19 protein-coding genes, 2 tRNA genes and 2 rRNA genes (1 of these 23 cut by a window edge) are annotated in these 21499 nt (G+C 51.8%); 1 reads left to right on the plus strand and 22 read right to left on the minus strand.

Translation table 11 applies throughout. The features are described 5' to 3' along the window. From AB1483_10630 to AB1483_10700, 15 genes are all read right to left on the minus strand, one after another. Positions 1 to 307, minus strand: a 23S ribosomal RNA gene (locus AB1483_10630) (it extends 2706 nt beyond the left edge of the window). A gap of 186 nt (positions 308 to 493) precedes the next feature. Continuing rightward, positions 494 to 566 (minus strand) — tRNA-Ala (locus AB1483_10635). A gap of 13 nt (positions 567 to 579) precedes the next feature. Continuing rightward, positions 580 to 653, minus strand: a tRNA-Ile gene (locus tag AB1483_10640). 149 nt (positions 654 to 802) lie between these two features. Beyond that, positions 803 to 2354, minus strand: a 16S ribosomal RNA gene (locus AB1483_10645). Together the 16S and 23S rRNA genes with 2 tRNA genes alongside form the textbook arrangement of a ribosomal RNA operon. A gap of 483 nt (positions 2355 to 2837) precedes the next feature. After that, positions 2838 to 3302: a DUF3592 domain-containing protein gene (locus AB1483_10650; GenBank protein MEW6412911.1), complete on the minus strand. Its 465-nt coding sequence runs from the start codon at positions 3300 to 3302 to the stop codon at positions 2838 to 2840. Positions 3303 to 3556: 254 nt separating this feature from the next. Beyond that, positions 3557 to 5611, minus strand: coding sequence for a DUF2723 domain-containing protein (locus tag AB1483_10655; protein MEW6412912.1), 2055 nt, complete (start codon positions 5609 to 5611; stop codon positions 3557 to 3559). Between the two features lie 80 nt (positions 5612 to 5691). Continuing rightward, positions 5692 to 6120, minus strand: coding sequence for a peptidylprolyl isomerase (locus AB1483_10660; protein ID MEW6412913.1), 429 nt, complete (start codon positions 6118 to 6120; stop codon positions 5692 to 5694). Positions 6121 to 6876: 756 nt separating this feature from the next. Continuing rightward, positions 6877 to 7080, minus strand: a complete 204-nt coding sequence (locus AB1483_10665; protein ID MEW6412914.1) for a hypothetical protein — start codon at positions 7078 to 7080, stop codon at positions 6877 to 6879. A 97-nt stretch (positions 7081 to 7177) separates the two neighbouring features. Beyond that, on the minus strand, positions 7178 to 7765 hold the full coding sequence (locus tag AB1483_10670; protein MEW6412915.1) for a redoxin domain-containing protein: 588 nt from the start codon (positions 7763 to 7765) through the stop codon (positions 7178 to 7180). A gap of 321 nt (positions 7766 to 8086) precedes the next feature. Further along, positions 8087 to 9106, minus strand: a complete 1020-nt coding sequence (locus tag AB1483_10675; protein ID MEW6412916.1) for a DUF1028 domain-containing protein — start codon at positions 9104 to 9106, stop codon at positions 8087 to 8089. 311 nt (positions 9107 to 9417) lie between these two features. Then, positions 9418 to 11325, minus strand: coding sequence for a prolyl oligopeptidase family serine peptidase (locus AB1483_10680; protein MEW6412917.1), 1908 nt, complete (start codon positions 11323 to 11325; stop codon positions 9418 to 9420). A gap of 107 nt (positions 11326 to 11432) precedes the next feature. Further along, positions 11433 to 12020 carry a hypothetical protein gene (locus tag AB1483_10685; protein ID MEW6412918.1) on the minus strand — a complete coding sequence of 196 codons (588 nt, stop codon included), beginning with the start codon at positions 12018 to 12020 and terminating at the stop codon, positions 11433 to 11435. Positions 12021 to 12152: 132 nt separating this feature from the next. Then, a complete protein-coding gene (locus AB1483_10690; GenBank protein ID MEW6412919.1) occupies positions 12153 to 12683 on the minus strand; it encodes an ester cyclase in 531 nt (176 codons plus the stop codon). Positions 12684 to 12801: 118 nt separating this feature from the next. Next, complete coding sequence (locus tag AB1483_10695; protein ID MEW6412920.1) at positions 12802 to 13464, minus strand: hypothetical protein; 663 nt, start codon at positions 13462 to 13464, stop codon at positions 12802 to 12804. After that, positions 13461 to 14030, minus strand: a complete 570-nt coding sequence (locus tag AB1483_10700; protein MEW6412921.1) for a hypothetical protein — start codon at positions 14028 to 14030, stop codon at positions 13461 to 13463. Before AB1483_10700 ends, AB1483_10695 begins: the two co-directional genes overlap by 4 nt. 152 nt (positions 14031 to 14182) lie before the next feature. On the opposite strand from AB1483_10700, the gene AB1483_10705 reads away from it, so the two are divergent. Further along, positions 14183 to 15010, plus strand: a complete 828-nt coding sequence (locus tag AB1483_10705) for a DUF4846 domain-containing protein (GenBank protein MEW6412922.1) — start codon at positions 14183 to 14185, stop codon at positions 15008 to 15010. Between the two features lie 9 nt (positions 15011 to 15019). Here AB1483_10705 and AB1483_10710 read toward each other — a convergent pair whose 3' ends face one another. The 7 genes from AB1483_10710 to AB1483_10740 form a co-directional block, all read right to left on the minus strand. Beyond that, the gene (locus AB1483_10710) at positions 15020 to 15706 is read right to left on the minus strand and encodes a type 1 glutamine amidotransferase (protein MEW6412923.1); all 687 of its coding nucleotides are present in this window, start codon (positions 15704 to 15706) and stop codon (positions 15020 to 15022) included. A 156-nt stretch (positions 15707 to 15862) separates the two neighbouring features. Continuing rightward, positions 15863 to 16468 (minus strand): GNAT family N-acetyltransferase, encoded by a 606-nt coding sequence (locus tag AB1483_10715; protein ID MEW6412924.1) that lies wholly within the window; start codon positions 16466 to 16468, stop codon positions 15863 to 15865. 394 nt (positions 16469 to 16862) lie between these two features. Then, positions 16863 to 17366: a transposase gene (locus AB1483_10720; protein ID MEW6412925.1), complete on the minus strand. Its 504-nt coding sequence runs from the start codon at positions 17364 to 17366 to the stop codon at positions 16863 to 16865. A gap of 133 nt (positions 17367 to 17499) precedes the next feature. Beyond that, positions 17500 to 18732 carry an aminotransferase class I/II-fold pyridoxal phosphate-dependent enzyme gene (locus AB1483_10725; protein ID MEW6412926.1) on the minus strand — a complete coding sequence of 411 codons (1233 nt, stop codon included), beginning with the start codon at positions 18730 to 18732 and terminating at the stop codon, positions 17500 to 17502. Between the two features lie 42 nt (positions 18733 to 18774). Beyond that, positions 18775 to 19725, minus strand: coding sequence for an L-threonine 3-dehydrogenase (locus AB1483_10730; GenBank protein MEW6412927.1), 951 nt, complete (start codon positions 19723 to 19725; stop codon positions 18775 to 18777). Between the two features lie 115 nt (positions 19726 to 19840). Then, the gene (locus tag AB1483_10735) at positions 19841 to 20329 is read right to left on the minus strand and encodes a QueT transporter family protein (protein MEW6412928.1); all 489 of its coding nucleotides are present in this window, start codon (positions 20327 to 20329) and stop codon (positions 19841 to 19843) included. A 41-nt stretch (positions 20330 to 20370) separates the two neighbouring features. After that, positions 20371 to 21321, minus strand: a complete 951-nt coding sequence (locus tag AB1483_10740; GenBank protein ID MEW6412929.1) for a YafY family protein — start codon at positions 21319 to 21321, stop codon at positions 20371 to 20373. Positions 21322 to 21499: the final 178 nt, after the last annotated feature.

Here is a 21499-nt window from a genome sequence, read left to right on the forward strand (position 1 = left end):
GCACAACGCCGACAGGCTTTAACGTACAAATCGGTTTAGGCTATTCCCGTTTCGCTCGCCGCTACTAAGGGGATCACTATTGTTTTCTTTTCCTGCGGGTACTTAGATGTTTCAGTTCTCCGCGTTCGCTTCCCGCACCTATGTATTCAGTGCGGGATGACTGGATATTACTCCAGCCGGGTTGCCCCATTCGGACATCTCCGTCTCAAAGTTTGTTTACAACTAAACGGAGCTTATCGCAGTTAGCCACGTCCTTCCTCGCCTACCTGTGCCAAGGCATCCACCGTATGCCCTTAGTAGCTTAACCGAAGTTTTTACAAAACCTTCAGTTTTGATTAAAACCTACTTGAGAGCATACATTCAATAAACTGTTATACAGCCTATTGGAAGATACACACTTGTATCAGACAAAAAAACACTATGAAGTTGTCAAAGAACAGCGGCCGCCGGGCGGCCAATCTATTATTATCAATAAGATTCTTGTTGCCAATTTTGGAGATGACCGGGATCGAACCGGTGACCTGTGGCTTGCAAAGCCACCGCTCTCCCAACTGAGCTACATCCCCGAAATCATCCAAATGGGCCTAGGTGGAGTTGAACCACCGACCTCGCGCTTATCAGGCGCGCGCTCTAACCAACTGAGCTATAGGCCCGTAGTCTCGGTCACCCGCCTAATAAGACGGCTAAATCTTATAAATTCAAATAGCCGACGAAGACAGAGTATTAAACTCGATAAGATATCGCGGTTGACCTCGATGTTTACGCTCGCGGTGGCGAGCATAAGCAACACCGTGCTCCTTAGAAAGGAGGTGATCCAGCCACAGCTTCCGCTACGGCTACCTTGTTACGACTTAGCCCCAGTCGTCAGTATCACCTTCGGCGCCGCCCTCCTTGCGGTTAGGCAAGCGACTTCGGGTGCTCCCAACTTCCGTGGCTTGACGGGCGGTGTGTACAAGGCCCGGGAACGTATTCACCGCTGCCTGCTGATCAGCGATTACTAGCGATTCCACCTTCATGGAGTCGAGTTGCAGACTCCAATCTGAACTGAGGCCGGTTTTTAGGATTAGCTCCACCTCGCGGTCTTGCAACCTTCTGTACCGACCATTGTAGTACGTGTGTAGCCCTGGGTGTAAGGGCCATGAGGACTTGACGTCATCCCCACCTTCCTCCAGCTTATCACCGGCAGTCTCCATAGAGTCCCCAGCATAACCTGATGGCAACTATGGACAAGGGTTGCGCTCGTTGCGGGACTTAACCCAACACCTCACGGCACGAGCTGACGACAGCCATGCAGCACCTGTGCAAGAGTCCCCGAAGGGAAAACCGGCTTTCACCGGCTGGCTCAAGCATGTCAAACCCAGGTAAGGTTCTTCGCGTTGCCTCGAATTAAACCACATACTCCACCGCTTGTGCGGGCCCCCGTCAATTCCTTTGAGTTTCAATCTTGCGACCGTACTCCCCAGGCGGGGTACTTAATGCGTTTGCTGCGGCACCGAAGGGGTCAATACCTCCGACACCTAGTACCCATCGTTTACCGCTAGGACTACCAGGGTATCTAATCCTGTTTGCTCCCCTAGCCTTCGCGCTTCAGCGTCAGTATCACGCCAGAAAGCCGCCTTCGCTACTGGTGTTCTTCCAGATATCTACGCATTTCACCGCTACACCTGGAATTCCGCTTTCCTCTCATGTACTCAAGACCAACAGTATCGAATGCAGGCCGGCAGTTGAGCCGCCGGTTTTCACACCCGACTTGAAAGTCCGCCTACGCGCCCTTTACGCCCAGTAAATCCGAACAACGCTTGTCCCCCCCGTATTACCGCGGCTGCTGGCACGGAGTTAGCCGGGACTTCCTCTGCGGGTACCGTCAGGTATAGGGCAGTTACTCCCCATACGGTTCTTCCCCACTGACAGGGTTTTACACTCCAAGAAGCTTCATCACCCACGCGGCGTTGCTGCGTCAGACTTGCGTCCATTGCGCAATATTCCCTACTGCTGCCTCCCGTAGGAGTCTGGGCCGTATCTCAGTCCCAGTGTGGCCGATCACCCTCTCAGGCCGGCTACCCATCGGAGCCTTGGTGAGCCGTTACCTCACCAACAAGCTAATGGGACGCGGACTCATCCTCAAACGACAGGTTGCCCCGCCTTTGACCAAAAAACGATGCCGTTAAATGGTATTATCCGGTATTACAACTCCTTTCAGAGAATTATCCCAGATTTGAGGGTAGATTATCCACGTGTTACTCACCCGTTCGCCACTTTACTCGCCCAACCGAAGCCGAGCTTTCTCGTACGACTTGCATGTATTAAGCACGCCGCCAGCGTTCGTTCTGAGCCAGGATCAAACTCTCCGTAAATATTATAAAATTCTATTTACTAGATTTTGATGCTCTGAACCTCACATCGGAACGCGACATTCAGATTTATTACTGATTATAAATTGTCTCAAGATCTCAAAAAGATCCAAGACCCGCGACATTTCAAAGAGTAAAAATACTCTTGTCTTCGTATGGCTATTTAGTTTTCAAAGAACAAAATTTGCGAAAAAAATACTGCCATAATAATTGGCAGAAACCAAGTATATGCGCCCGCATAATTAAAGTCAAGACAATTTTTTACAATTTTTTCGCGTCAGGCGCATTTTTTTGGCAGGCAGGCTACGTCCGCCAAAAGACCGACTTTCGCCATTCGGCTTTCCTTAAATCGGCCTCTCATTATAATACTTTAGCGCCGGTACGTCAAGACGTCACCAGCTACACCAAAGCTCAAACGCCCCCATACTGTTTTTGTTTCCCAAATAAATACGCATCTGCCAGGCAAATTACTAATAACCCCACTCATTAACCCGATACAATTCTCCTGATCGGACCAACCATCCCTGCCAGCCCGAGCATACATATAGTAACTCCAAAAGCCAACCGACCGTATATAGCCCACGTTATCACCGGCGCGATAACCGACTGACTTACGGAATCCGGGTTGAAGTGCACTGTTACGTGGTGTCCGACATCATATTGTCTAACAAGTTCTTGCGCAACATCATACTTCTTGCGTTTGCCACCGAACATAGGAGCGTTCAGACTGGACTCGCCCTGATAAATAACACTATCCACCCGGTACTGGTAGACAATCCGGGGTCTGATCGCCCGCTCGCCAACGACTTTAGCCTCTACTACTATACCGGTTGTAGTGGGCCAACTGGTGACCTCCCGATTAATCAACAGCGTCTCAATTTCGATCGCCGCAAGTACAGCCCCGACAGCGACTAAGACCAGGCAGACAGCGTAGTAAATCAGTCTTTTCACGCAGAGTGGCCCCCAAAATTTGACCCCCCCGAGCTGGCTCAGGGGGGCTTTACAAAAACCTTGTAATATGTTGCGCAAGCTCCTACTCTGATTGCCACTTTTCGCGGCGGGAACGATTACTTTTGTATTAACCACGTTCCCATTAAGCGGAACTCACATTATTAATATCGACACGAACTGTCATTTTGTCAAGGGCAAATCATAGCGCTCAAAAAGCGATACTGGACCCGTGCGTCCGCGTTTCCCGTGACGGTTCATCTTGCATCACTATTGCTGTCCGGGCGGGCGGCGCCCTCGAGTTGCTGCAAGAAGGCTTTCACGTGATTCGGACGCTCTATGCGGCTCTCCGGTAATATCTCTTCCATCTTTTGAAGAGTCGTGCGATACGCCTCAACGTCGCCTGAACTTATATCTTCCATGGCCAGCATAACGAACGCCCTCATCAGATTCAACGCTACTGACATCGCCGGCTGCTCCAGAGGTATCGACTCATCTTCGTACCCGGCGTAACCATAAGTTTCGAATAGATTCCGCCTGAGAATATCTCTGTCGATAATCGCCTGCTGAGCCGGCAGAAGTCTGGACACTATCCCCTCACATCTGACATGAGGTTCCAACCACCGGGGCGGAAAAGTGAAATATATCGGTCGCTCCCATTTATTCTCCCTGATAATCTCAAGCAGGAGTTGCTCGCTCACCATCAAAATCCTGTGGTCTCCGTACATCGTCGCCTCAACCAGCACTCTCAGACTGTCAGTCCCCTCTTTCGGTGGAATCAACACGGTCGAATCCTGCCAGACAATCGGCCTCAAGGCTGCCAGTTGAGCCTCGCCAAGACTAATCGGAAAATCCGGCTCACGCTCAAGAAGAGTTCGTACGAACCATGATGTATTTAGAAGGTGTACATTGCAGACGGTAACATCCTTGCGATACCCATCAGCGATCTGAACACACAGCGGAAGCCATGTGTCGGCATCCCCCGATGTAATCAGGACAGCATTCGGCTCAAGTCCCTTGAGGTAGTTTCGGGCGCTCTCATCGGCTATCCTGTTATAGGAATTATTCATCAAGGCATATCGACTCCAAAGCTGATTGATCGACGATGCTCCGATAAGCAATACCAATATGGCTGTCAAAGGCCACCTGACTACATTTCTCTTCCTCGAAAGAGACAGAGTCAGGCTCGCCGCCCCGTAAACGACAAAAACGCCGAAGATGACGAATGATGGCAGGTAGTGCCGGGCGAAATCACGGAAAAAATCCGCCGGCATATTCAGGTAAAAGACCATCAGAAGACTGGCGCAAAGGAACATCACAAGCATGCCGGCGCCAAGTTTCCATCCCATTCTCCAGAGCGAGACCAGTCCGGCCAAACCGAGTAGCCCGGGGACAAGACCAACCGCGCTAAATTGTCCGTCCACAAAAAAGAAATTCTCAGAGAACGCCTTGAGATAATCAACCAATTGATTGGACCAGAAAGACGACTTTCGCGGGAACAGATTAACGAGAAACCCGCCGCCGTATTGCTTGAGACTCACATACTCCCAGAATCGCGTCAGTGTGCTCGGGTCGTTTCCATTAATGATCGGGTTAGCCGCCGCTATGGGAATAATCAGAAAATGGACAATGAGCCCTGCGGCGAGGCCACTCAAACCGTAGAGCCACGCTTTTCCTGAGATCAAGGTACGCGGACGGCGAAATATCACCCACGCGGCGAGTGCCGGGAGCAGAATCAGGTTCGTGCGGTGAACGCTGAAATCCAACCCGAACAGCAGCGATATGACAAAAAGCCACCTCAATCCGCCCGCTCCCTCGGCCCTGTCCCACCACTTGAGCATCGCCCAAAAAATGAGCGCCGTCATTAGAGCTGTAAGGATATAAGGCGAAAATCGTGTCGCATAGCTCCAAAATGTGGCCGCAAAAGCCATGCTAAACGCGGCCAAGATGGAGACAGTTACCTGGAGATTTTGCTCCGATGTCGTCAGTGCGCGCACGGCGCCCCGGCCAACCCAAAATACCAGCCCCACAGTAGCCGATGCAATTGCCGCCGCTGTCAGACTGAGCACGAATGTATCAGAGATGCCCCACTGGATTCTGGTGACCAGCCAGCCGAGGATCGTCAGAAGCAAAGAGCCGGGAGGATGCGCCACGCCGAGACTCACAGCCACCGCTGTGTATTCGGCGTTATCCCACCATGCAATGGTCCGATACGCTGTCAACCAGTAGACGACAAATGAAACAGCGCCCACCGCAAAACTCGCGGCAAGCGCCCGTGACCGTCCCGAATTGTTCTGAAAATAGCCCGGCATAAACCTTCACCCTCCAAAACCAATGCTCGCGTTTACACTACTTTCCCGCGTTACGTGATACTAATGCCACGCCGCTTTGCTCATCCGATAGCAACCAGCTCGATATCGAAAATGAGGGTTTTCCCGGCCAGAGGATGGTTCGCATCCAGCGTCACCGTGTCTCCCTCTATCTTTGCAACAACAACATTGATTGGTTCACCGCTGGCATGTTCCATCTGGTACTGCTGACCGATAGCCGGTTCTAACCCCTCCGGAAATACTTCTTTATTGACCTCGGCCACGAGTTCTTTGCGACGGGGACCATACGCCTCTTCGGCCGGGATGGTGATTGTCTTTGACTGGCCCGCTTCCATTCCCATGACACCGGTGTCGAATCCGGGGATTACATTGCCGGCGCCGACCGTAAATTCGAACGGACCACGCTCTTTCGATGTATCAAAGACACTCCCATCTTCGAGCTTACCGGTGTAGTGGACTTTGATTTTGTCGCCACTTTTTACCTGACTCATTCGAACCTCCATCTTTCAGTTTATAAATTGCTTGTTCAGCGCAAGCAAATCAGGAGCCCGGAGGTTCCATCATTGTCAACTGGCACCGAAACGAACATCGTTCACCGTTTTGCCGTTTCCCGTAGTCTCGGTTGTATCACGGCATCCCCCTCATGACTAAATACGAGAATATCAGACATATTACAACCTAAAACAGAGGCTAAGTCCCCTTTTTCTGAATTCCCGGCAATCCTATAGAGACCTTTCAGGTTATGAACCATTCTTGATTTTCACATACGTGTAGCGTTACAATAGATGCCCGCCGACACACTCGTGGTCGCATCGCTTCGCTTTTTGTCTTGCGAACGCTAATCATAGCACCAAAAATGAAGGACGCCACGGGCGAACAGACTAGCGGCCAGATGAGAGAAGCTCGCCAAACACGCGAGCTTCGCGGCAGAGAATCAAAGAATCCTTAACATGGAGTAGTCGGAACAATTGCACGACACCTCAGCAGCACCACGTATGGACCACGAGGTACCTCGCAGCACTTCCAAAGCACACCGTCGATACAAGTAATCCAGCAGGTTTGCTCTGATGCGGAAACGTCGGAGACCAAAGCGCCAACCGCAAAGGAAACGGCAAGTACCAAAAATAGTGTCAAGCAAAATCCTCTTAGCACAACGATAATCTCCTGCAAATATTAATTTAAGGAACCGACACCGCGAACCTGCGGCGTCGGTTGAATCTATCACAACTTTAATGGGAGTGAATTGTTTAGCACGGCCCCGCCCAATGACAGTTGTATATCAATTTTGAGGAGTTGACACCTCCTACATAGTCCCACGTGCAGACCCACAGCTTCCCGTCGATACATTCGTACGTATCCGGTGGGATTGCGCCGGCATCGCTAACAAATATAGCGGCCACGAATGAAATCGTGAATACCACTAAAACTATCAGGCTGAATACTTTCTTCATGCTGTCGTTCACCTCCTCTCGTTGGGTTAAAAAACAGTGGAGTTCCATATATACCGCCGCCGTCTGATGCGATGGCAGATAAACAATCTTGTCTCTCCTACTCGGATTGACTAAAAAGATCGTAAGCATCGTCGAGGGAGAAATCCCCCCGATACCCGTGCTTCACGAACCCCACCAGACCGTCGGACGTAACCCCGACAATGCTCGGGAAATTAATAATGTCATATTGTTGCGGAAACAGATAATCCACATCGCAATAGATAGGGAATTGCAGTCCGAGTTTCGCTTTGTAAGCCGCGACATCATCCACATCACCGGCGGCGATGCCGATGACTGTTGCTCTGTCAGATATCCCCGCAATCTCTGGCGTCCACACATCCAGCGCGTTCTTACACGGCTCACATCCGGGGGCGATGAACAGAATCAAGAGCGGTTTTCCAGCGATAAGTTGCTCAGTTGAGATTGCATTGCCATCCAGGTCGTACAATTGCTCAGTCGGAAACGGCTCGTTGATCCTGAGCAAACTTCTGTTAGCCTCCGCGTAAGCTTCCTGCTCGGCCCATTGACGTTCCTGTCGCCAGGAGACAAACCAGTTGCCGGCCAGCACGCCCACAAACGCAACCACGATTATCGCTATACCATACAAAATGATCGACTTGATGCTTGGCTTTTGATTATCCGACATAGAATACCATCCCTCTCTTTTAATCACTAAAACGGTGTAGTCCTTTTATCTCGCTGCAGCTCCCTCTCCGGACTGTCTTAGAAACAAAAAACGGAAAAGCGGTAAAACACACAACCAGGTCAAAAAAATACTGCTGAATCTACTTCTGACAACACAAAATTACGGCGGTTTTCACCCCTTAGCAACAAGTTTTTCGCTTCAATCGGCAGCAGGAATTCCAATCGCGCTGCCACAACTCGCACAATTTGCGGAGCCATCGCAGACCGTGTCAACCATGACGCAGGTCGAGGCATTCAGGGCTGGGCGCTGCCACAGCAACGCCTATTGTCCACCCGTCAACTCCTTGAACTCCGGTGTATCTCTAAGTGCCGCCAGATCATCATCGTTGCCGGCCTGAGCAGCCAGCTTTGGATTCAATTCGAGGGCCTTTCTCAACGCCGAAATTGCGCCGTCGGCATTCCCCACCGCCAGACGAATACAGGCCAGGTCATAAAAAACCTCGCCATAGTCCGGAGCAAGTTCTGCGGTGCGCTCCATTGGAGGCAGAGCTTCCTCATATCTTGCTTGGGTGAAGAGAGTCCATGCCTCGTTCCAGGCATAATTCATCTGGGCAATCTTCAGAATGCGTCCCAGCTCAACAAACGGCTCCTCGTGATCATCGACCCTGATGTCTATGGCCCGGTCGGTGTAACCGCCATACCCGGTAGCCTCTTTCACGACAAGCAGCGCCGCTGATTGCTTTCCTCTGGAGTCTCCACCGTTCGCCTCACCTGCCAACAGAGCGGCATAGAGCCGTTCCGCGACTGTCCCTGTTGTGTTTAGAAAAGCCTGCTCCATAGCCTCGACGACAGCGCCACCGGCAAGGATATTTCCCTGTACGGCATAATGCGGGCCGGAACGTCCTCCCGCCCACGCGCTGCAGCCGTCACCGGTATAAGAAGCAGCCTTACCATCGGCTGATACAATTCCGAACTGACGCCTGCCGGGATTGTCATCATTTCTCAAAAGGACCGCTTTTACTTCTTCCGGGGTAAGCCCCTGCTCGAGCAGCTCCAATCCCCGCCAGCCAAAACTCGTGTTGGCATAGGCCTGGGTCGCTATCGCCCCGACACCGGCTTTAGCCCACGGTACGACATTGCCGACGGTAAAGAAACGCGACGCCACCGCGACGCCAAGTTCCCCTGTCGCCGAGTCATGCGCCACAATCGAAAATGTCGCAACATTTTCGGGCGCCGCGTCAACCACGATTGATGGCACAAGCAGCACGAGAACCATCGGAAGCAACCGGCTCATGAATGACGCAGATTGTCCGATTAGCCGTTTGGTTTGACCACACACCATAAACCAACTCCCTGTGAAAATGTCCGTGAATATCTTTACATATTACGAAGTCAATGTGCTAAATAACAACTGATTAATATCGCGGGGCCTAACCACTCGGAAACAGCTGACTGTCAGCCGAACCGGGACCGGAAAACTGGTCAGCTTCCGTCACGAGACTTGGAATAAACGAGGGGAGAGCCGCAAGACACGCTAACCGCGCCTACCCCTCTTTGGACCCCGGCCAGTACCGACCCTCGAAACAAATTCAGGCGGGGCATTCTAAGAATTCCCCGCCTGAAAACCATCGAAAAAGGTAAGACGCGCTCGTACTATTGAGCCGCGTCTTCAGCCTGTCCCTTGAGGTAGGTATCGAGAAACGTTAAGGCCGCCTTCGATGCTTCGATCCGGTTTTCCTTCTTCAAGAAGCCATGTCCCTCGTCCTCGAATACAAGATACTCCACCGGAACACCGTTATTTTTGACTGCCTCGACAATATCGTCGGACTCCGGCTGTATCACCCGCGGATCGTTGGCTCCCTGTAAAACCATGAGCGGCCGCCTGATCTTGTCTGCGTGAAAGAGCGGCGATATGCTGAGCAGATAATCTCCGTCAACCGATGGGTTACCCATCTCAACATAGAGCGCCTCCCTAAAGGCCTCCCAGTACGGCGGAATACTCTCAAGTGTTCTCACCCAGTTGGAAATTCCAAAGTAATCCACTCCGGCCGCAAATGCTTCCGGCTGGAACGCCAGTGCGGCAAGAACCATATACCCGCCGTAGCTGCCGCCCATGATTGCCACCCGGCTGGTATCCACATAACCGGTTGTGGCCAGGAAATGCTTCGCGTAAACGCAGTCAGCCAGATCGTCCTCGCCATGTCTCATATCGTCGGCTTTGAAGAAGGTTTTGCCATAACCGGAACTTCCGCGATTGTTGACATCAATAACAACATAACCGTGATTGACAAAGTACTGGACATCCGACGAATACCCTACTCTCGCCTGTCCTCCCGGGCCGCCATGAACCATCACTATCGCCGGCGCTGACTCTTCCGGCCTGATCTGATGCGGTTTATAAAGCAGAGCGGGAATCTCCAGAGCATCAAAGGACTTGTACCTGACTACCTGAGCGTCAACCAGATTATCGATATCGATCTCCGGAGTCATGGAATGTGTCAACTGCTTGTAATCACTGGTCTTTAGATTGTAGGTAAACAGGTTACGGGGTGACCGGGAACCCTCCACATAGAACGTCATCAACTCTTCGCTGCGGGAAATTCTTACCGAAGTAATATTCGCGTCCGGCATCTCGGGAAGCTTCACCGGCTGACCTGTCTCCATGTTGTCCACACGGATCTCCGTCTTGGCGTCATTGTTGATCGCGATAACCCGATATTTGCCGCTACGCGAAAAGTACGCGTAAAGTACATCCCAGTTCGTCTCGAAAACCTTTTCGTGAAGTCCCGATTCTATATCGAAGCGCATGAGATAATTGTACTCGCTGTTCGCGTTCGTCAGGTAGTAGAGACTTTCGGAATGTACACTGAATCCCGAGGGTGAGAAGGCAACATCGCCCTCGTGCGGCGTCAAATGCATCATCTCGCCTGTCTGCCTGTCGAGAAGATACATTTCATTGTTGTGTTCCGTAATCACTTTGAGAAATGCCAGATATCGCTCATCATCGGAAATTCCCCCGAAAAAGTATCCGGAGTCATTCAGATAAATCGGCGTGCTTTCGAATGTTTCGATGTTCATTTCGTAGATATCCAGGAACCGCGGATCACGAGCGTTGCTTTCGTAAAGAAAGCTCTGATCATCATACATCCATCCGGCAAAAGAGGCTCTCGCGCCGTCGTTCGGCGTCAGGTCCCGACTGTTACCCTGCTCATCGAGCAAATAGATGTGCGAGATTTCGTTGCCTCCCTGGTCACTCTCGTAGAGGATCCGCTGGTCGAGCGGGAAGTAAGAGATCGGGAATATCGCCTCCGTTTCGGATTTTGTGACCTGCGTCAGTGCACCGCTCTCGATATTTACCGTCCACGCGTTGAATACCCCGGATTTATCCGACATCAATAATATATTCGTTTCGTCGGGCGAGAACGATGACCCGCCGTACGTCACCTTGTCCATGAACTGCTCGATTGTATACTGCGGCACCTCCTTGTAACCAACTGTGCCACATGCCGTCAACAACACAGCCAGCACCGCCAGCGTTGGAAAGATTGACCTGATGGTCACGCAAGACCTCCTATGTTTGAAATTTAATCTGGTTCTACGCACACTACCACAATATGTGAGACAGAAATACCCCCTTGAATGTTGCAAACGTCAAAGACTTATAGCGTCTACTCACTTTGATTGCCATCCCCGCTCAGACTCTGCCCACACCAGATCAGAAAGAGACGTTCCCCTTCCTCATCTTGAATCGTCCGCGGAAGGGTGTACTCTCTGCATAAGATAATATTCGTTGTTCCGGCGCAGGGATCATCTTTAAATATGCCAAGCTGTACCTGCGAATATAAATCAGGCGCGATTTCCGCACTGACCTTATCACTGATCATGCTTGATCCAACCTCATCCACCAGACGAAAGGAAAATGTTACTGTCCCGGTATCAGGCGTGTTGACCCACGGCGCCCAGATTGTTCCGGCGCTGTCACCAGCGTTCGGTGTACAAACTTCTCCCCCGAACGAATAACGTTTCTGACCATCGTCAATCTCAACCTGCAGCATCCCGGTCAGCATCCTCTGCTGTTCGACCGTGCCCGTGACCCCGACCCGGATCCTCGGCTTAGCGGCATCGAGCTGATAAACCTGTACGTTGCTGACATCGACCTTCTTCGTGGTGCGCTTGGTTTCTGTTTCAACGCAGCCCGTCATTAACCACGCCCAGCAGAATACAACCGCGAGCAGAATTATATGTGCTGTTCTCATGTCGCCACCTCACTTCTGGGTATGGCGGCAAAATAGCCCTCCATGGCGCTTACTGGCAACAAAAAAAGGGATATGCTCGAGCACATCCCTTTTAGAACGCTAATTGCAAGGTTCACTTATGAACGAAATGCCCTATTTTTTCTTACCGGTCTCTACCTTCGGAGGCACCAGCTTAAAACCAAGCTGGTTGTAAACCGTCATCAGGTCATAGGCGAACCACTCCTCAACCGTCTTGCCGTTTACGACATGGCTCAGAGTCACACCCCAGATATCCATCTTCTGTCCCGTCGGGGGATACTCCATCATCGGCCCATCGTTGGTCCCCGTAACGCGCCACTTGAAGGTTACCCACTCCCCTTTGGCGATCACGCGGTCGAACGACAGCGTAAGGTCGGAGAACTGGTCGCGGTTTCGCTGCACCCACGCTTTGAAACCATCTTGTCCCACGATAGGCTCGGGCGACACGGGGCCATGCCCTACATAAGCTGTGTCAATAACTTCGGCAACCAAATCCATGTTGCCGCTACTGTAAATCTCGACATACTTCTGCGCCATCGCCTCCGCCTGCTGCTGCGCTACGTCAACCATCGGCTCCTGGTTTGCCTGACATCCGAACAACGCCAGACAGAGCACAATGACCAATCCAAACAAATACTTGTGCATATTGGCCTCCGCTTTTGAAGCTTCGGTGAAGGAATCAATTGAACAGTGATGTTAAACTCGGAAGAATTCCTGTGTTATGTAAACACAGGATGCAAAACGGAAAGCACTGCGTCAACGGTTATTTTTTCCCAAAACCGCGCTCGTTCAAGGTCGGTCTTCCCGGGGCGGAATCATCGTCATGGTCGAACCAGTCATCTTCGTCGACTATCGTCTTCAGATATTCCCTGTCATCTTCGGCCATGGCCTCAATGAACTCCTTCTCGTCGTCAGAAACCACGCCGAACAGGTGTTCGAGAGTGAGACGTTCCCGGACATACCCCTCCAGAGCCCCGGCGATCAAGCCAAACAGGACAATACTATATATCCCCAGCCCTGTCCACGCTTTTACCCCTTCGGCTTCGTATATAAGGCAAACCACAAAAGTGATCAGAAGTAAAACTGCAAACACCCAGAAGAACATCTGGTAGTATGGTGGTCTTATGGTAACATTTATAAGAGAACCAGCTCCGCCCGATTTCATCTCCCCTTTGATAACCATGTTCGTATACTCTGGCAGGCGTAGCATCTTGACAAACCGGGCGTTTGGACGGTACAGCTTGAACTTGTACCGCTCCAGATAACCCACGTACTGAACGTCTTCCTCGGAATGCTGCGATACAACCCTCTCGGAGAACCTGAACATTCGCTTTTTCTGGGCCGTGACATGTACCAGCTTCTGCCAGGCGGTCTCCAGTCCAAGGGGACTGTCGATGACGAATCTATATAGGGGATTGAGGCTCATCGCAAGCCCCTGCTCGACCAACTGCTTGTCACCTGCGCCGGCGTTTGATCCAACGTCGCTGTTGCTCCGGTGCCGAACAGCTCACAGAGGAACTTTCGCTCCCTCAATGACACCCACATGTACGTCTTAATGTAAACGAATAGAAACAGACTGGCCATGACCAGAACCACCCAGTCCGAATCCTGCGCCTGCTCCGTCGTCACCACCCAGAGCATATACAGAATTGTGAAAGTCGCAATGGCCCAGCTGATGATAACATCGAGGGTAGGCCTGATCACCACTTTCACCAGCGACCACGGTCCGCGCGGTTCGATTTCGCCCGAAATGACAATCTGACGGTTGGTGTGCAGGAAAAACCCGGCCAGCGATTTCCGGGGACGGGTCTTCAGGGAAAATCTTTTCTCGCCTATCCGACCGATATAGCGCCTCTTATCCGTCGCGTTGAATTGCCCGAAGTCGGGGGTAAAGAAACTCTGCTTTTTGGTGATTTCGACAAGGCGCTCTTTTGCCTTTTCAGCCGGAACACGGCAGTCGATATCGAATTTAATAACCGGATTGAGATTCATATCAAAATCCTCCCATTTACTCCATTATCGGCATCTCGATAGTAGATATTGAGCGCCCGCTAAAGGAAAGTATTTCGCCGGTCAACCTTGTCTGCGGGAACCTTGTATGGATCACCGGACTATAACCATAAACGAGACCGCAGGAGAGCCTTTTGAAAACCAATCTGACCATTATCGCCCTTGTTGCATTGACAACTATCGCCAACGCCCAATCCTACCCCTGGCTCGAGAACTACGATACCACCCAAACCATACGGTCTCGATTCCAACCCCCCGACGGCTACACCCGCCCGGCCACAGAACCGGGGAGCTTTGCCCATTGGCTGCAGAATCTTCCGCTGAGACCGGATGGCGCGAAAGTTTACCTTTATGATGGCCGCGAGAAGTCCGACCGATCAGTTTATTGCGCTGTAGTCGAGATAGACACCGCTGACAAGGACCTTCAGCAGTGCGCCGACGCCGTCATGCGCCTGCGCGCCGAGTACTTCTATTCACGCGGCATGTATGACAGTATCGCTTTCAACTTCACCTCCGGCGATCGGGCTTCTTACCGCGACTGGATCAACGGGCTACGGCCGGTGGTCAAGGGTAATAGTGTCAGTTGGCAACGGTCAGCCATAAGAGATTCTTCGTATATCAATTTTCGGGAATATCTAAACACCGTCTTCACCTACGCCGGTTCGTATTCATTGAGCCGCGAGATGGAAAACCGTACCGATATCGATGATATTCAGATTGGTGATGTTCTCATTCAGGGCGGCCTGCCCGGACATGTCGTTATTGTATTCGATGTCGCCCGAAGCGATTCCACCGGCGAGACGGTTTATTTGCTGGCCCAGGGATTTACGCCCGCTCAGGATATACACATATTGTCCAATCCGATGAATCCCGACCTGTCTCCCTGGTACTCAACCTCCTCCCCCGATCCGATCGTTACCCCTCAATGGGAGTTCAAGAGCACCGATCTCATGCGGTGGTAGCGTCGGCATCTATCTCCCCAGCCAATTGTTCATCAGCTGATACACGAGCTTCTTCATTCCAGCCTCACGTGCTCTGCATTCGCGCACGACCCGGCTTTTGGACTTCTTTACGATTTTCAGTTCGCCGGGATACTCATCGGACCATCGGGAGGCTGTCTTCGCGGTCACCTCGATATGAAACTGCACTCCGATCGCCTTGCCCACCGCGAATGCCTGATTCTGGCAGTCAGCACTTTCAGCAAGCCGCTTGCCACTTTCAGGGATATCGAATGTATCGCCGTGCCAGTGGAAAACCTCGAATTTCGATGGAAACCCTCTGAAAAACCGGCTCTTTTTACCGTCCGACGTCAGCTTCACCTGACAACCCCCGATTTCCATGACGGGATTTTTCCGGACCCTGGCGCCCAGCGCCGATGCTACCAACTGTCCTCCACCGCAGATGCCGAAAACCGGATTGTTGGCCGCGATTGCTTTCTTGATATACTTGCGCTCGTTCATCATGAAGGGGTACCTGCGAATCTCACGGACGGATAGCGGCGTGCCGCCGATTATGAAAGCATCGAATTGCTTTTGCGATGGGAACCGCTTGCCGGTGTAGGCGTGAAAGACTTGATGTTCGATCTTGTTTTCTTTGAGATAGTCTTCGTAAAGCCCGAGGCCTTCGGGAGCACAATTCTGAATAATCAACACGCGCATATTAATCCTTTCAAATCTATCTATCTCACGAGGCTGTCATTTCGACTTACGGGAGAAATCTTACAATGTTCCGTTGGTCGATGGATGTCGGGTTTCTTGGTTCATGGCCACTCGCGTTGCTCGCGGCATGTCCGGCGGAACGCCGACCTACTGTTGTCAGGACCTCATCATCACAAAAAAGTGTGAACCCTCGTCGTTGGAAAACTGCTGAGGCATTCCGTTAAGTATCTTCTCAAACTTCATGCCGATTTTCTCGAGTACTCTCACCGAACCGATATTCTCCGGATTGGCGACAGCGATAAGCCGCTTAAGGCCTATTTTATCGAACGCGTAGTCCATCACTGCTTGCGCCGCCTCGGTCGCGAAGCCTTTTCCCCAGTGTTCTTTGCCGAAGCCGTAGAAGAGCTCGATTTCGGTTTCATCCGGTTCCCATGGTCCAATCCCCGCCCAACCAATTAGGCGAAGCTCGTTTTCTCCAACACATCCCCCCTCTGCGTCATTCCGGCGAAGGCCGGAATCCAGTGCCTCGGACTTCAACCACACTCCCAGAGTCCATTTGATAATGTTGTCGGGCGTGTTGCGTTCGTAGCAGGTTTGAAACCAGGTGAGGATGTGACGTACCTCATCGAGCGACATGACATCTTCCGGCAGATAGTGGACCACCTCCGGCTGCGAGACTATCTTTTGAAGTGCGATGTCGTCTTCCATCTTGAATGGCTTGATAATCAGCCGCCCCGTTTCGATTTGAATATCTTTGAACATGATGGTGGTAATATAGCGTGATGCGTTTGATAAATCAAACGCCTACCATTGGGCCTAGTTTTCGCACGCACGTCAGGCCCAAAGCAAGTTTGAGCCTGCCACCCGGCGGCGGCTGTGTCCTCTCGCCTCGTGACGGCAGATGAGGACATCTGCCGGGCACAGAAGACCGGCAGGATCTCTTCGCCTTCGGCGAAGACTCTACCGAGCAGGGATCCTGCCCTACAAGAGAAAGAATGTTTACGAAAGGGAGCCAGATCGGCCTAATCTAAGCGATGTCGGACAAGTGCGATAGAGGAAAGGAAGTATTCGGGTTGATAAACGCTCTTTCTTCCCAACCTCGGCAATCAACGTAGGGCAGGATCCCTGCGATCCTGCCACTTTTCGATCAGGCTGTCTATTCGCCGTAGTCGTTATCCTCATTACGTGGGGCAATCAGACCCCAGTCACCTTCGTAAATGCCCATTTCATGAAATTTTCGAAACGAAGAATACGACCAATCAAATGGGCCTGAGCTAAAGCCGTGCTTTACCGAGTTCCGATGGGTATAATCCAAATGTCTGTCAAAATCGTCCTCGTCGCGAATGACATGATCCCAGAAACGATTCTGCCAGACACGCCCCCGATACATGTTGTGGAGTTTCCTATATCGGGAGGCAAACGAGGACTTGATACTGTGCATTATTCGCGACAAGTCCACTGCCTTTGGTGTGACCATGAGATGAACATGGTCCGGCAGCACCACCCACGCTACGAGTTCGAAATTGAGACTGTCTCTATATCTGGTGATCCCCTCCCAGAGGATGTCGAAGTGCTCGACAATAATCGGCATCCGGGCATAAGTGACGGCCGTCACAAAATAGTTACTGTTTTCAGAGTAATAGCGACGGAGTTTGGACATTTTCCTCCCCAAACACGAAGATGGCAGATTACAAAGGCAGGATCGCAGGGATCCTGCCCTACGGTTAATATCTATACTTGTGACGGCAGGATCGCAGGGATCCTGCCCTACTATTCGAGATAAATACTCTAACCTACTTGTGTGCCTGCTGGTACTTGTTCAAGACATCGATCACATAATCGATATCCGCAGGCTGGTGTTCGCCGGTAATCTGAAAGCGAATCTCTTCGGAACCCTTCGGCACCACCGGATAATTCAATCCGGTCGCCAGCACGCCGTGCTCCTTGAGCCACTTCACGATATCAGCCGTGCGGGCAGTGTCACGCACCATGAGCGGCACTACCGGATGCGGACCCGGAATGGTCTCAAAGCCCGCCTTCACAATACCGTCTTCAAAGCGCTTGGTCATCGCAGCGACATGAGCCACAATCTTGCGGCCTTCGTCACTGTCGAGAATCTGCAGCGCCCTTGTGGCGGCCTTCGCCTCGGAAACAGTGATCGGGTTGGAATAGATATACATCGGGGCGGTTTCTCTCAAAAACTCAATAACCGCGGCGCTGGAGACGACAAACCCGCCGTTGACACCAAACGCCTTGCCGAGCGTACCGATCAAAACATCGCAGCGAGTATTGCAGTACTCTTCGGTGCCGCGACCGGTCTTGCCGAACGCGCCGATACCGTGGGAGTCATCGACCACGCTGACGATGCCTTCCTCGAATTTATCGTTGTACTTGTGGCACAGGTCAATAAGTACATCGAGCGGAGCGTTGTCGCCGCGCATCGAGAAGATACCATCGGTCACAACCAGAGCGCGCTTGCCCTGTCCGATAGCTTCTTTGATCTTGGCTTCGGCATCGGCCATATCGTTGTGCTTATAGATGAACTTGCCCGACGGACGCGAGAGGCGCATGGCCTGGATGATACAGTTGTGGTTAAGCTCATCCGAGATAAACACGGTTTCGGCGGTACAGAGCGGAACCAGCACGCCCAGGCTCGTAACATAAGCCGAGCTGAAAATCATGCCCGCTTCGCGACCGAGAAACTTGGCCAGTTTCTCTTCGAGGTTGGTGTGGACTTTGTAGGTGCCGCTGATGAAGCGCACGGCGCCCGGCCCGACGCCGAATGTCTTGGCGCCTTCTTCTTCGGCCTCGATCATGTCTTTGCGAAGCGACAGACCCATATAAGAGTTGGAATTCATTTTGATGAATTCTTTATCGCCGTAACCTTCGACATAAAAGCGCGGGCAATTAGTCTTCGTCGCCGGCTTCACGCCCGTAATAACCAGTTCCTTACCTTTGGCAGTACCTTTGGCTTTGAGCTCGTTCACCGCCGCCGTAAGGGCTTTGTTCAATCTTTCCATTTGGATCCTCTATTGTTCAGGTCAAATCTTCTTATTTATCTCGGAATTTCAGGCCAACTTCTTCGAAAGTACATCGATCATGTCCTTAGCCATGACCGGCAGGGTGTATTCCGGTTTCCATCCCCACTCAGCGCGGGCGGCGGAATCATCCATGCTGTTGGGCCAGCTATTGGCAATACCCTGCTTGACCGGGTCGACATTGTAATCCATTTTGAACCCGGGGATGTGTTTCTTTATCTCTGCCGCCAGAATTTCCGGATCGAAACTCATGGCCGTCACGTTGAAGGCGTTGCGGTGTTTCAGCTTCGATGCATTCGCTTCCATGAGTTCGACAGCGCCCTTGATGGCATCGGGCATGTACATCATATCGAGGAAAGTGCCGGCGCCGAGCGGACAGGTGTATTTCTTGTGCTTGATGGCCTCGTAGAAAATTTCCACGGCGTAGTCGGTCGTGCCGCCGCCGGGGAGGGTCTCGTTGGAGATGATGCCGGGATAACGAAGACCACGGGTGTCGACGCCGAAGCGCTTGAAGTAGTAGTCGCACAGGAGTTCGCCGGCGACTTTGGTGACGCCGTACATGGAGGTCGGACGCTGCACGGTGTCCTGCGGAGTGTTATCCAGCGGCGTGGTCGGACCAAAGGCGCCGATGGAGGACGGCACGAAGACCGCGCATTTGTGCTCGCGGGCAACTTCGAGGACGTTGTACATACCGTTGATATTGACATTCCAGGCCAGGGTTGGCTTCGCCTCTGCGACCGCGGAAAGGATGGCCGCGAGGTGGTGAATGACATTGATCTTGTATTTTTTGACTACGCTTTCGACCTGCTTGATATCGGTGCAGTCGCAGATTTCGAACGGACCGGATTCAAGAAGTTTACCGCTCGGTTTGGTGCGATTTCCGCCCGCGACAACGTTGCCGGCGCCGTAGATTTTTCTCAGTTCCAGCGTCAGTTCGGACCCGATCTGGCCCACCGCTCCCGTAACCAAAATCTTCATCATCTGATATCCCCTAACTGGTTGTAAATCATATTCTCCATTGCGTTTATCGCCTGGTTGAAAAATTGACAACTCCGGCGAATATTTCTGGATATTCTAATGAGGAGGCTCCGGAAAGTCAAACGAAAATGCTGCGATTCCTTAGCAAAAGCAATAGCGGTACGCCTAATACATAGCAGGCAATCAGCTGTCCGACACCGATCATTTGAACCGCGAACCAATAATTCACTCCCATTATCGGGGCAAGGTAAAAGGAGACGCCAAAGGCGTTGAACAAGACTGCCGGAAGGGGAGCCAGAGAGACGCCGGTAAGGGTATTTCCAAACCGGTTTCTGACCCAGCGGGTGGCGAAAGCCGCGAGAAGGGTAAAAAGCGGGCCGACGGCGATATCGAGCCAGCCCATGCCGCCCATGATGTTAGCGAGAAGACAGCCAATATACAGACCGGGGATTGCCGCCGGGGTCAAAAACGGAAGGACCGTGAGCGCCTCGGCAAAACGAACCTGGTAAACGCCAAAAGAAATCGGGAGAAATACCACCGCCAAAACTACGTAAAGCGCGGCAATAACCCCTCCCATGGCGATATGCTTAACTCTTTGGGAGATCATTTATTTCACAAAATGATAAGACATAGATGGGTCGTCAAGTTCTATTTGTAAAGAGTACGGAAATATTCGCCGATTCGCGCCAAACTTTTTCTGAGGTTATCCGGCTCAAGCACCTCGACCTGATCGCCGAATCCGATGAGCCAGCGCTGGATTTCCTCGATTCCGCGCACCGTGGTGGCATAGCGCACCCGGCCATCATCCAAGGGTTCGACCATTTCGTCCGGATGATGTTTGTTGGACGACACCACCCTGGCGGCAGTACCCGAGAAAACGGCTTTTACCGTGACCGGCTCACCGCTGAAAACACTCCAGCTTCCCTCGAAATATGTCTGCGGTCTGATATCAGAGTTTTTGATAAAAATGTCAGAAAGTATCTCAACATTGTGAACGCGATCGACTCGAAATGTCCTGAAATCTTTTCGGGTATGGCAATACCCCACGAAATAGAAGGCGTGACCGCGAAAGACTATGAAGTAAGGGTCGATAATTCTGGCGGATCGTCCCGAAGAAATCGACTCGTAGTCGACCTTGATTCGTCGGCACCCGGCGATCGCCTGCTCGATAACATCGTAGTACTTCTCCCCTTTTTCTCTCTCGCCGGACAGAGGGTTTTCGATGTGGGTTGTTGTCGGCGCGAACTTTGTTTCTTTGCGGACCTGCTCGGAAAGGCAGTTGTCTATTTTGGCTTTGACGCTCTTGAAGACTTCCTCGTAGCCTCCGGCTTTTATGAGCGGCGAGGATTCCAAAGCGAGTCTGAGCAGGTGATATTCATCGGCGGTGAAGTTCAGCGCCGGCAGAAAATTGTCGGAAGCGAGTTTATAGCCGTTGTCGTAGTAAATTGGAACATTCATTTCCGACAGTGATATTATGTCGCGATAGATGGACCTCTCTGTCACCCCGCATTCATCGGCGAGCCGAGCGGCGTTGAGGTTTCTTCGTGTGCGCAAAAGGTTGAGGATGTGAAGCATCCGATCGTATTTGTTCATGCCCATGCGATTATCCCTCCTGATGGGTCAATATACGAAATACTATCGCATAAAACAAATGTGGGATTTCTCCCATACCTCTCTAATGTTTCGATAACCTTCAGCCGATAATCAAAAAAGCGCCATTGTACTTACTGCGCTGAGATTCAAGGCCTTATGGCACATAGGACGTCGCGGCACTGGC

The organism is Candidatus Zixiibacteriota bacterium (genome assembly GCA_040756055.1).
Taxonomy (GTDB): Bacteria; Zixibacteria; MSB-5A5; order GN15; family FEB-12.